General features: G+C 57.1%; 12 protein-coding genes. 10 read left to right on the top strand and 2 right to left on the bottom strand.

Going from position 1 to position 11,789, the window contains the following annotated elements:
- The first annotated feature begins 405 nt into the window (after positions 1–405).
- From ACF8AM_RS17905 to trxA, 10 genes are all read left to right on the top strand, one after another.
- Positions 406–1,227, top strand: a complete 822-nt coding sequence (locus tag ACF8AM_RS17905; RefSeq protein ID WP_392556954.1) for a flagellar hook-basal body protein — start codon at positions 406–408, stop codon at positions 1,225–1,227.
- Between the two features lie 40 nt (positions 1,228–1,267).
- A complete protein-coding gene (flgG, locus tag ACF8AM_RS17900) occupies positions 1,268–2,074 on the top strand; it encodes a flagellar basal-body rod protein FlgG (protein WP_392556953.1) in 807 nt (268 codons plus the stop codon).
- Between the two features lie 96 nt (positions 2,075–2,170).
- On the top strand, positions 2,171–3,520 hold the full coding sequence (gene flgA, locus ACF8AM_RS17895) for a flagellar basal body P-ring formation chaperone FlgA (RefSeq protein ID WP_392556952.1): 1,350 nt from the start codon (positions 2,171–2,173) through the stop codon (positions 3,518–3,520).
- Positions 3,517–4,407: a flagellar basal body L-ring protein FlgH gene (locus tag ACF8AM_RS17890; protein ID WP_392556951.1), complete on the top strand. Its 891-nt coding sequence runs from the start codon at positions 3,517–3,519 to the stop codon at positions 4,405–4,407. Before flgA ends, ACF8AM_RS17890 begins: the two co-directional genes overlap by 4 nt.
- A complete protein-coding gene (locus ACF8AM_RS17885) occupies positions 4,407–5,546 on the top strand; it encodes a flagellar basal body P-ring protein FlgI (RefSeq protein WP_392556950.1) in 1,140 nt (379 codons plus the stop codon). The genes ACF8AM_RS17890 and ACF8AM_RS17885 overlap by 1 nt, the downstream gene beginning before the upstream one ends.
- An 85-nt stretch (positions 5,547–5,631) precedes the next feature.
- Positions 5,632–5,988 (top strand): rod-binding protein, encoded by a 357-nt coding sequence (locus ACF8AM_RS17880; protein ID WP_392556949.1) that lies wholly within the window; start codon positions 5,632–5,634, stop codon positions 5,986–5,988.
- 100 nt (positions 5,989–6,088) lie between these two features.
- Positions 6,089–6,592 carry a hypothetical protein gene (locus tag ACF8AM_RS17875; protein ID WP_392556948.1) on the top strand — a complete coding sequence of 168 codons (504 nt, stop codon included), beginning with the start codon at positions 6,089–6,091 and terminating at the stop codon, positions 6,590–6,592.
- 141 nt (positions 6,593–6,733) lie between these two features.
- Positions 6,734–7,513 carry a sugar phosphate isomerase/epimerase family protein gene (locus ACF8AM_RS17870; protein WP_392556947.1) on the top strand — a complete coding sequence of 260 codons (780 nt, stop codon included), beginning with the start codon at positions 6,734–6,736 and terminating at the stop codon, positions 7,511–7,513.
- Positions 7,514–7,581: 68 nt separating this feature from the next.
- Positions 7,582–8,382 (top strand): NUDIX hydrolase, encoded by an 801-nt coding sequence (locus ACF8AM_RS17865; RefSeq protein WP_392556946.1) that lies wholly within the window; start codon positions 7,582–7,584, stop codon positions 8,380–8,382.
- Between the two features lie 239 nt (positions 8,383–8,621).
- The gene (gene trxA / locus ACF8AM_RS17860) at positions 8,622–8,948 is read left to right on the top strand and encodes a thioredoxin (protein ID WP_274405648.1); all 327 of its coding nucleotides are present in this window, start codon (positions 8,622–8,624) and stop codon (positions 8,946–8,948) included.
- A gap of 77 nt (positions 8,949–9,025) precedes the next feature.
- On the opposite strand, the gene ACF8AM_RS17855 is transcribed toward trxA, so the two are convergent.
- On the bottom strand, positions 9,026–10,513 hold the full coding sequence (locus ACF8AM_RS17855) for a DUF1501 domain-containing protein (RefSeq protein ID WP_392556945.1): 1,488 nt from the start codon (positions 10,511–10,513) through the stop codon (positions 9,026–9,028).
- Positions 10,510–11,789: DUF1553 domain-containing protein (locus tag ACF8AM_RS17850; RefSeq protein WP_392556944.1), on the bottom strand; the 1,280-nt coding region annotated here is incomplete at its 5' end. The genes ACF8AM_RS17850 and ACF8AM_RS17855, both read right to left, overlap by 4 nt.

Raw genomic sequence — 11,789 nt, 5'->3', positions numbered from 1 at the left:
CCCTCGCTGACGCTTCGGGTTGTGATTTAGTCGATTTCACAACCCGACGCGTGAGCTTTGAAGTTGCGCTTTTGCGTGAGGCATTGGTTTTTTCATAACCCGACGCGTCAGCGAGGCGAAGTCAACATCGTTTTTCCCTCGCTGACGCTTCGGGTTATGAAAAAGCTGACGCTTCGGGTTTTGAGAAAAGCGCAACATCAAAACTCACACGCCCGGTTTCGATTTTCGATCGACGGCCTTGGAAGGGCATCTTACGGGGATACGAAGCAGGGGACGGGCATCGGAAACGTCGTGAAACGTTGACCGCAGCGTGAGCTTCGGCCGTCAAAACCATGCTGCCGGCGACTATTTGGGACATTCTGCCAACTTTCACTCAAGAATTGGGCTTGAGGTTGGTTCCGCGGATTGCGTACCCCCAAAGGAACGTCGAGCGGTTCGACGGAAGCGGAGTCACGCGATCCAAGCGAGCGGTCCATGCCTTACGGAGTCTATCTCTCTGCAGCGGGTGCCCAGGCACAGAACCACCGTCTGCAGCAGATCAGCAACAACCTGGCCAACGTCGAAACGCCCGGTTTCAAACCCAGCGAAACGATCTTGCAAGCCAGGTTCTCGGAACTGATCGAAGAAGGAATGGTCTCCCCAGGTCTCGGCGGCGCCGATGACATCGGCGGTGGCGTGACCATCCAGCCCGAACAGACTCAGTTCAGCGTTGGAGCGATTCGCTCCACTGGACGTGAAACAGATTTCGCATTGCATGACAAGAAAAGTTTCTTTGTCTTGCAACGCGGTGACGAACAACTGCTCACTCGGGCCGGTGACTTCCTGTTTGATTCGACAGGGACGCTGGTCAACTCCGGCGGCGATGCTGTCATTGGTAAGAACGGGCGACCGATCCAAATCGACCCCCGACTCCCGTTCAACGTTGGCCCCGAAGGCACGTTCACTCAAGCCGGCGAGACGCAACAACTGATGCTCGCTCAACCGGCTAGCTACGGCGATCTGGCCAGCGTCGGTGGCAATCTCTTTCGCCCGTTGGCCGGGTTCAATCTGGCGGCAGACAACGATCGAAATGTCGTCGCCGGTTCGCTGGAACAATCCGCGGTCAGCCCCACGGGCACGATGATGGAAATGATTGAAACGTCCCGTGCTTATGAAGCCAACGTCCAAATGATCAAGAATCAAGACAGCGTCTTGGGGTCCCTGATCGGTCGCGTCCTCCAAGGCTAACCGCGATGCAGTTGTCGCTCTCAAACAAGGAAAATTTCGCATGAGTGTTCAAACGCTGTACACCGCCGCCACTGGCATGGAGGCGATGCAAACCAAACTGGATGTGATCGCCAACAACTTGGCCAACATCAACACGACCGGTTTCAAAAAAGACCGAGCCAACTTCGAGGACTTGTTGTATCGAACCGAGGTCTATCCCGGCGTCCAAGACGCAACACAAACCCCGACCGCGGTCGGCACCCAAGTCGGCTTGGGCGTTCGTGTGACCAGCACCCAAACCGATCAGCGGCAAGGAACGTTGCAGCAAACGGGGCGTGACCTGGATGTCGCGATCCAAGGCAGCGGTTACTTCCGCGTGGTCGACCCATCCAGCCAAGACACGATGTACACCCGAGCTGGCAACCTCGACATCAACGCCGATGGCCAACTGGTGATGGGTTCAGCGCAAGTCGGACGTTTGCTCGACCCGCCGATCACCATTCCCAACGATGCCACCGCGGTGGTCATCAACAGCAATGGCGAGGTCATGACCCAACAACCAGGCCAGACCGAGCTGACCAACCAAGGCCAAATTCAGCTCGCTCAATTCATCAACCCCGATGGGATGCTGAAGACAGGCGAAAACCTGTACATGGAAACGGACGCATCCGGTCCCGAACAAATCAACAACCCCGGAACGGACGGCATGGGCGTGCTTCGCCAAGGCAACTTGGAAGCATCCAACGTCGAACCGGTCCAAGAACTGATCGACCTGATCACCACTCAGCGAGCGTTCGAACTGAACAGCCAAGCGGTTCAAGCAGGTGACCAAGTCATGCAAAACATCTCTCAACTTCGACGGTTCTAAACCTTGATGGATTCGAACTCGAAAACGTCCTTTCGATCCGCCTTCGCGAGAAGGTGGATCTTCGCATGCGCGGCGGCGTGTTCGATGGGATTCGCGGTGCTTGCATCTGCCCAAACACCGAGCGATGCCGACTCCATCGCCGATGCGGCGCTGCGAACTCCCTTTCACGGTGTCGAGCCGAAGTTCAATCGCAATCCCGCACCACGAATTTCACCAGCGGCGCTGGGATCGGCGGGCCACACTCCCTCTGGCCAGTCCCAAACGGGTCAGTTCCGGGGACCGCACAGTCAAACCATCGACGCCGAAACTCGCTGGCAATTCAGTGTGGTCGAAAACGCAAGCACCAGTTCGCCTATCATCCGACTCCGTGATGTCGTGCGTCCTTTGCAGGCGAAGATGGCAGCATGGCCGCGATTGGCCGATGCCACCGTGGGCTTGATGCCGCTGGATGGTTCCCCGGCCAAAATTTCTCGGGATCGGTTGGCGGATTTAATCGTCGGCGGGCAAGCCACGGCGGGCCGCATCAAGATCTACGGCGAAGAAACCATCGTGATCCACGCCGTGCAGAACCACAACGCACCTCGAGAGAACGGCACGTCTTTCGAAGTCACGCGACCCGCATCTGTCACGCCGCACACGCTCGACTCCACCTACGTTGCCCACGCCATGTTGGATGCGCCCGTGACATCCGAGTTCGCCCACGATCACAATTCCTCACCGCAAGCGGAACTAGATTTCGAGACTCGAGAACGACTCAGCCATTGGGTGGAACTCGGCCTGAACAATCACTTCCGAGATCTGACGAATGCGTTTGACCACCAAGCCACGTTCATCGCACAGGAAGTGGGCCCGCTGGCTGAGATGCAAGGCATTCGCGAAATTCGGTTCCTCGATCCGATGCCCACCTGGTCAGCCGAGTCCCCCACACCGATCACCTGCCGTCTCAAGATTGACGCCCGATCCAGAGCCGACAAATGCGAAGGCGTCGTCCGAGTCACCTTCACCCCCAAACCCGCCGTGGTTGTCGCGCAGCGTCCCTTGCAACGAGGCCATCGAGTTGGCCCTGGCGATGTTCACTTGCAACCTTCCCCCGTCGCGGATCTGTCTGGCGACTGGGTCATGGAAGTGGATGACGTGATCGGCATGGAAGTTGTTGGCCTGATTCGATCCGGCGTGCCGCTTCGACCGAGCGACTTTGCCGCGCCGCGTTTGGTTCGACGAGGCGACTTGGTGGAGGTCCAAGTGACCGGAGGTGGTATTCGAGTGACAACCACTGCCAAGGCTCTTGGTGACGGTGCCCACAACGAATTGATTGAGATTGAAACGACGACGCCCAAACGCCGTTTGTTGGCCAAGGTCGTGGAACCGTCGGTCGTCGAAATTGTGACTCAGCCCCAACGTGTACTCGCGAACAAACCCACTCGCAAATGGCAACCGCAACCATGATTCTCGCACCACGCTCTTTCGCTGCTGCTGCGATGTCGTTGATGTTCGCATGCAATTTCGTGAGCGCTCAAAACTCATCGTTGCTGCATGCCACACCTCCCTGGATGCCCAACGCACCGACCAGCCAAGTTGGCATGGTGGCTCCCGCTGGCAACCTGCAAACACGCGCGGTTCCTGGCGTGGGCCCCGACGCGGCTGTGATGCCGCCAGAGTTCCTTCCGCCGGGAATGGCCGAACGAGCTCCGAACGATTTCCCCCCCCGCGACGCCGCCCCATCCACGCAGCCCTCCAACGCTGGCCAAGCGTCCAACCGCACCCCAACGCCGCCCGCCGTTGGACTCGCCGGAGTGAGTTGGACATACCAACCGGCTCCTCCGATGCGAGCGTTCCGAGTTCAAGACATCGTCACCATCCGCGTCGACGAAATCGCGAGAATGACCGCCGAAGGCGACACCGAGAAACGTCGGGTGTCGTTGTTTCAAGCCACTCTGGCAGACTGGATCAAACTCGGCAGCGGCGGTTTGATCCCCGATCCGCAATCCGAAGGCGATCCCACCGTCGACGCACAGACCACCGCCAATTCACGTGCCGAAGCATCGGTCGAGTCGCGTGAATCGATGTCATTCAACATCGCAGCTCGGATCGTGGACATCCGCCCCAACGGCAACTTGGTCGTGGAAGCTCGCAAACAATATCGGGTCAACGACAACCTCTGGGAAACATCGCTCTCAGGCATTTGCCGGGCACAAGACATCGGGCCTGACAACGTCGTGCTCAGTCGCGATCTGATCGACCTTGAAATCAACAAACAAGACCAGGGCCAATTGCGAGACGGGTACCGTCGCGGATGGTTCCAACGCGCCTTTGATCGTTTGAAACCATTCTGATGAATCATCCAACCATCTCTCGAACATCGATACTCTTTGCCGCGATGCTTTGGATCGCCGCTTTGTGCGGTGCCTCCACATCCATCGCAGGCGGGCTGAAACTCGGCGACCTTTGTCGGCTGAAGGGTCAAGAAACCAACACGCTGCAAGGATTGGGTTTGGTCGTCGGTCTTCAGGGAACAGGCGACGGCGATGCAGCCCCCAAAGGTCGTGCGTTGGCTCGCATGATGCAGTTGATGGGCGGTCCCATGGCCGTGGATGCGGCCGGAAGACTGGACATCGAAGACGTCGGCGACGCGAAAAATGTCGCCATGGTCTTTGTCAGTGCCACGATTCCCACGGTCGGTGCTCAACAGGGGGACGTGCTCGACGTGACCATCAATGCAATTAGTGCGAAAAGCCTGGAAGGCGGGTACTTGATGCTGACGCCAATGCTGGGCCCTCGCGCTGACAACCCGACGGTCTACGGCATGGCAGAAGGCAGAGTGTCCGTGTCGCCCGATTCGCCGCCGACTTCGGCGACCATCCAAGGTGGTTTGAAAATGGAATCCACCGTGCGTGCGTCCTATGTCCAGAACGATCGCATCACCCTGATCATCGACCGAGACTTTGCCGATTTCAACACCGCCCAACGAATCGAAGACGAAGTCAACAGCCTGACATCGCTCACGATGGGTGACCGCAACGCTTCACGATTGTCCAGCCCGAATCGCAACGCCAGCGCCGACCCTCGCGAGTCCGCCCACGCACGCGCCATCGATCAACTGCATGTCGAAGTCACGGTGCCGCCACTGTACCGCGACAACCCGATCAAGTTCATTGCGTTCCTGCTGGACATTCCGATTCAACTGGCCAACCGAAGCAAACGCGTTGTGATCAACGAAGCGGATGGCGTCGTTGTGATCGGCGAAGACGTCGAGATCGCTCCGGTCCTGGTCACTCACCGCAATCTGCGAATCGAGGCGGGGGGCGGAGGCCAATTTGTCGAAATCGGCCCGGACGGCACCCCCTCGGCGGCGAAACTGAAAAGTTTGGCGGATGCGTTGGGCGCCTTGGACGTCCCGACAGAAGACTTGATCGCCATCATCAAAACATTGAAAGCGAAAGGTGACTTGTACGGCGAAGTCATTTTCCGGTAGAGACAACTGAGACGTCGCCTTTGCAGACGCTCGGATTTCAACCGCCCTCCCATCGCCGACTTTCGTTTCCGAGGTCGAACCCGCCATGTCACCGATTTCGTCGTCCCAACTTTCGTCGTTGCAAACCTCTTCATTGCCGCTGCCTCCCAGCGGTCAAGCGAAATCTAACTTGGATGCTCTTTCCAACGCGTCGTCCAACACAGAAGAAGCGGAACCGCTCAAGGAAGCGTTCGGTGATTTCGTCGGCCAAACCCTGTTTGGAAGCATGCTGTCGACCATGCGTGAATCGGTCGGCAAACCCGCCTACTTCCACGGCGGTCGGACGGAAGAAGTCTTTCAACAGCAACTGGATCAGCACCTCGTGGCCGCCATGTCCGAAGCGTCTGCCGACACGATCGCCAATCCGATGTTCGAACTGTTTCAAATGCAACGGCGAGCCTAATCAGGCTCGAATGGTCGCCTGAGATCGCCACCAGTCATTCGCCCCCCGTTCCTTCCAACATTCTTTCTCAACGCCTTCCACCTGAAAAATGGCCAACGCTATGTCTGCTCATCAATCTTGGACTCAACAGGTCTCCGATTATGTTGACGATCTGGTTCAAATCACCGAGGCGATGGACCTGATCCTGGACGAAACCCGCGTCCACACGATCAACTTAAAACCAAACGAAGTGGACGAATCCACTGCAAAATTGGCCCAAACGATTTCGCAACTGGAAGCCATGGTGGAGCGGCGTGAAGCGTTGCTTCACGCCCCCGACGCACCTGCCGAAGGACTCAGCCTGTCCGAAAAACTGCTGGCCACCCGACGGATCGAAGACGCTCGCCTGGCGCGACGATGCGGCGAAGCGACGGAGCAAATCAAAACCACGCACGAGCGTGCCAATGCGTTGTTTGTGTGTCAGTACCACCTGTCACGGTTCCAATCCGAGATGCTCGACCGACTCGCTGGAGTTGCCGCTCCGCCCACCTACGAAAAACCAAACTCCAAGGGCGGTCAAAAACAAAACCGCGGTGGCGGCGAACTGTTCAACGAAGCTGCCTAAAGAAGCGGCTCAAAACGAATTGACATGGCGACTCTGCGGAGACTACACCAGTGACGCAGACTTTCCTAAATAGGTAAACTTGTCGTGGTCCCACAGTGCGACCACTGACTTCATTGATTTTTTTGTTGAAAGGATTCCCACGTGTTTGTTGCTGCTTCGACCCGATGCTGGCCAGACCTTGAATTGCAGGCCTCGATCGAACTGCTTCAGGATTTGGATTTCACCGCGATTGAGATTGCGATTCATGAATCGTCTTCCCAATGTCGCCCGAGCGAGGTGCTGAGCGACGAAGACCGTGGCATTCAATTGCTTCGCCACACCCACCGTTTGGAAATCAGTGGATACAGCGTTGAACTGGGTTCCACCGGCGAACAACACTACACCGATTTCGAGGGCATTTGCCGGATTGCGAAAGCGACCAAGGTCGTCAACATCGCCGTGCCATCGAGCGAAAAGGGCACCCCATTCAATGAAGAGGTCGAGCACCTTCGCCGCTTGGTCGCTATCGCCGAAGGCGAGGGCGTGCGAGTCAGCGTGCGTTCGATGTTGGGTTGCTTGAGCGAAGACCCCGACACACTGCTGGTGCTTTGCAACAACGTCGATGGCTTGGGCGTGACACTCGACCCCAGCGTGCCGCTCGTCGCCACCCATGAAAATCCCACGGCCGGAAAAACGATGGCCGGTGGCAAAGGCTTTGATCAGATCTTGAAGTTTGTCCACAACGTTCATCTTCGCGACACCCGCAAGGACGCCTTTCAAGTCAGCGTGGGCCAAGGTGAAGTCGACTACGGCAAACTGGTCACCCAACTGGAACGCGAAAAGTACACGCGTGCGTTGACCGTCGACATGACTCCGATGGAACAATACGACCACCGCGTGGAACTACGAAAACTGCGACGTTTGCTCGAAACATTGATCTAGGTGACGCGACTTCTCACCCATGTCAGATCGCTGTTCCGGCGATCTTCAATGCCCCTGCGGAGTTATCGGTGCTGAGCCCCCAATCCACTTCCTGGACGACCGAACTTCCGACCGATGCCGACCAGTTGGCTGATGGGTTGACCCGACATCTGCTGCCGAATGATTCGACACCATCCACCACGGAGGCGCTGCCTCCTTGGTCGCTCAATCGAGATTTTCGATGTGCGATGGCGCCACATTTGGCGTACGGTCGACACCGCGGCCCTCACCGTTGCCGTTCGCGACATGCCGCCGTGGCGGTTTGCTTGTTTCAAGATCCGGCCACCGGAGAATGGATGATTCCGTTGACGCGGCGGCCGACGACACTGAGACATCATGGCGGCCAGATCTGTTTCCCGGGCGGCCGAATTGAGCACGGCGAAACGCCTGCCCGGGCCGCCCTGCGTGAATTCAAAGAGGAACTGGGCGGTCGGGCGGAAGTGCTCCGCTGCTGTGGTGATTTGCCTCGACAATACGTCTACGCCAGCGACAATTTGGTCACCCCGATCGTGTTCGTGATCGATCCGCCAGGTTCGGATTGGCAACCCGACCCCGCCGAGGTGGACGAAGTCATCGATTTTCCAATCCAATCCGTTTTGAATCCCACCGGACGCACAGCCTCACGGCAGTCCCAATCAGAGAAGGCATGTCAAATTGACATGATTCAACAAACCAAATCACTTCGCTCGGGCATTCGTCCTGACTGCGTGGCCGGTGAACTGACCTTCGCTGTGCCCGCGTTTCGCCACGGTTCGGTGCATGTTTGGGGAGCCACAGCGATCATTTTGGGACAGTTGGCCCAGGCTTTGCATTGTCTCTCGCCACGATGATGGCGTTTTCAACCGATTCCGCCACCGTCCAATTGGCGAGTGATTCTGCGAAACGATCATTTCACCAGAGAGACATTCCCGCCTGGCAGTCGTATTTCGACTACGATCTGCGAGAAAACGGGCGTTGGAAGAGAGGCTCTCTCACTGACCCCAATTCCACCGTTAGGCAAATTGACAGTTTCCTGACGGATTCTAAAATCACCCTTCCAATAACACCGTAACGTTCAAGGACCTTGGCCATGGCCTCAGAAGCAGTCAAAGAATTCAACGACGACAATTTCGATTCCGAAGTCCTCCAAAGCGACAGCCCTGTGCTGGTCGATTTTTGGGCTCCATGGTGTGGTCCTTGCCGTCAAATCGCCCCCATGATCGACGAACTGGCTTCGGAAAATCCTGGCGTCAAGATTGGCAAAGTCAACATCGACGACAACCCAGGTGCCGCACAAAAGTTCGGGATCAACAGCATCCCCACTCTGTTGCTGTTCAAGAATGGCGAAATCGCTGACACCTTTGTGGGTGTTCGCCCCAAAGCCGCTCTGCAAGACGCGCTGACCTCGGTTAGCTGAATCGGATCCAACGATTCCAACGAACCTCGCGTTTCATAGAACCGCGAGGTTTTTTCATGCGCCCGCCGAACCCCTCGTCACGCCAAAATATCGTTCACCAACTCACCGTGCACATCAGTCAATCGATAGTCACGGCCTTGGAAACGATACGTCAATCGTTTGTGATCAAATCCCAACAGATGCAAGATGGTGGCGTGCAAATCATGCACATGCACCGGGTTCTCAGCGACATCGAAACCAAGTTCATCCGTTTGCCCGTAAGCCAAACCGGACTTCAGCCCACCACCGGCCATCCACATGCTGAACGAATTGGGATGGTGATCGCGGCCGTCGTTGCCGCCTTGAACCATTGGCGTCCGACCAAACTCACCGCCCCAGATCACCAGTGTCTCATCCAACATGCCTTGTTGTTTGAGATCTTTGACCAGGGCGGCGCAAGCCTGATCCGTATCGCCGCAGTTGCGTTTCAGGCCGCCCGTCAAACCACCGTGCTGGTCCCATGACTCATGGAACAATTGCACGAAGCGGACGCCGCGCTGGACCAACCGGCGCGCCAACAAACAATTGTTCGCAAACGACATTTTGCCCGGCTCGGCGCCATACAGTTTCAACACGTGTCCGGGTTCGTCGTTCAGTGCCATCGCCTCGGGAGCACTCGATTGCATCCGGTAGGCCATCTCATAGCCGTTGATGCGAGTCGCGATTTCTGGATCCCCGACCACATCCAATCGCTTCCGATTCAATTCGTTGACCGCCTGCAACGATTGACGCTGCGACCAATCGCTCATGCCGTCTGGGTTGGACAAGTACAACACGGGATCACCACTGCTGCGGAATTCCACTCCCGAATGCAACGAAGGCAAGAATCCAGAATTCCAGTTCCCAGTCCCGGCACTGGGCCCCTTTTGCCCGCTGTTGAAAACGACGAACGCTGGCAAGTCACGTGATTCACTGCCCAGACCATACGTGGTCCATGCGCCCATGCTCGGTCGCCCAAACTGCTGGGAACCCGTGCTCATCATCAATTGAGCCGGCGCGTGATTGAACGCATCGGTCTTCATTGAGCGGATCAAACAAATGTCGTCCAGCACGCCCGCCGTGTGCGGCAACAATTCGCTCACGTGAGTTCCCGCTGAACCTTTCTTCTCAAATTTAAACTTCGGTCCCAAGAGCTTGGAATGCGGGTTGATGAATGCCGCCCGATATCCATCCAGCAACTCCGGCGGTGGCAATGTTCCATCGAGACGTTCCAACTCGGGTTTGTAATCAAACATCTCGAACTGGCTGGGGCCACCACCCATGAACAACAAAATCACATTCTTGATTTTCGCGGGGAAGTGCGGCTTCTTGGGCGCCAGCGGATCGATCGTCGACCGGTCCGTTTTCGTGTCCCCCAATTCACCCGCCTCGGCCATCAACGACGTCAGCGCAATTTGCCCCAAACCCAGGCCGCACTGCTGCAGGAACCAACGTCGCCTCATCAAATCCAATCCCCTGGCAATACGTGAGGGAGCATCGGCAACAGCGAGATTAGTCTGCAAGAAAGGCATGTTGAATGGTTTCATGATTTGGTGATCGTTTCGTCCAGGTTCAAAATCGTGCGACTGACCGTCATCCAAGCGGCCAATTCAGCCGCCTCCACCCCAGTGAGCTGCAGACACAATCCATCGGGGACTCCCAGCAATTCCTCCAGACCCAAGTTCCCTTCCGCGATGTGTTGTCGCTGTTGCTGAAGCAAACCCAGCAAGATGTCGACTTCCTCCCCATTCGGTTCGCGACTGGTGCACAATCGAAACGCATACTGAATCCGCTGGGCGTCATCGGCGGGTGCATTGCGAAGAACGCGTGCTGCGAGAGCTCGTGCCGCGTCGACAAACTGGGGCTCGTTCATCAGCACCAACGATTGCAGTGGCGTGTTGCTCTGCTCCCGACGGACACACGCCGCATCGCCTTTGGGTGCATCAAAGACCTGCAAAGGCGGGTAAGGAACGCTGCGGTACTGATGCACGTAAAGGCTGCGTCGGTATTGGTCGATACCGCTGGATGTGTTCCAAATCTTAGGCCCGTAGCTGGTCGGTGGCTGAAACAGGAACCCGGGAGCCGGCGGGTAGATGCTTGGGCCGCCGACGGACGTGTTCAGCAAACCACTGACCGACAGCGCCAAATCGCGAATCATTTCCGCTTCCATCCGGTGTCGTGGCCCGCGAGCGAGCCATTCATTGTCGGGGTCGTCGCGCCAGGCTTCCGCGGGAACGGTGGACGACTGGCGGTAGGTTGCCGAATCAACAATCAAACGATGGATGTGCTTGAGCCGCCAACCGTTTTGCATCAACTCAGTGGCCAAGTAATCCAACAGTTCAGGATGACTCGGGGCGGCGGATTGAAACCCAAAGTCCTCTGGCGTCGAAACCAAGCCGCGACCAAAGTACGCTTGCCAGATTCGGTTCACGATCACTCGTGCGGTCGTCGGCGAATCTTTCGACACCAACCATTTTGCGAACCGCAGTCGATCCGGCACGTCGTCGCTCGGCAACGCATGCAAGAAATCCGGAGCGTCCGGCTGCACACGGTCGGTTGGACTCAAGAAGTCCCCGCGTGAAAAGACAAACGTTTCGCGAGGGCGCTCGATGGCCTGCGCGACAAGTTGCGTGGTTGTTGCAGGGAACTGTTGCCAAAGCGATTCAATCTCGGCATCGAGCATCAATAGATTTTTCGTGATCTCGCTCGGTGGGTCATCGCCTCCGCTCGTCTGGTTGTCACTGGATGATTCAGCGATCGCAATGCTGCGATGCCAAGCGGCCAGTGCGAGTTCCGCTTGCGAGTGGGTCCAATCGTTTGGGT

The sequence above is a fragment of the Rhodopirellula sp. JB055 genome (genome assembly GCF_043100905.1).
Classification (GTDB): domain Bacteria; phylum Planctomycetota; class Planctomycetia; order Pirellulales; family Pirellulaceae; genus Rhodopirellula.
The sequence above is the reverse complement of the archived record's forward strand: the minus strand, read 5'-3'. Positions and strand labels throughout refer to the sequence as shown.

What these genes read in the sequence shown, in the direction of transcription:
- flgG (WP_392556953.1), top strand. Translation starts at nt 1,268, where the DNA reads ATGAGTGTTCAAACGCTGTACACCGCCGCCACTGGCATGGAGGCGATG.
- ACF8AM_RS17890 (WP_392556951.1), top strand. Translation starts at nt 3,517, where the DNA reads ATGATTCTCGCACCACGCTCTTTCGCTGCTGCTGCGATGTCGTTGATG.
- ACF8AM_RS17885 (WP_392556950.1), top strand. Translation starts at nt 4,407, where the DNA reads ATGAATCATCCAACCATCTCTCGAACATCGATACTCTTTGCCGCGATG.
- ACF8AM_RS17880 (WP_392556949.1), top strand. Translation starts at nt 5,632, where the DNA reads ATGTCACCGATTTCGTCGTCCCAACTTTCGTCGTTGCAAACCTCTTCA.
- ACF8AM_RS17875 (WP_392556948.1), top strand. Translation starts at nt 6,089, where the DNA reads ATGTCTGCTCATCAATCTTGGACTCAACAGGTCTCCGATTATGTTGAC.
- trxA (WP_274405648.1), top strand. Translation starts at nt 8,622, where the DNA reads ATGGCCTCAGAAGCAGTCAAAGAATTCAACGACGACAATTTCGATTCC.
- ACF8AM_RS17855 (WP_392556945.1), bottom strand. Translation starts at nt 10,513, where the DNA reads ATGAAACCATTCAACATGCCTTTCTTGCAGACTAATCTCGCTGTTGCC.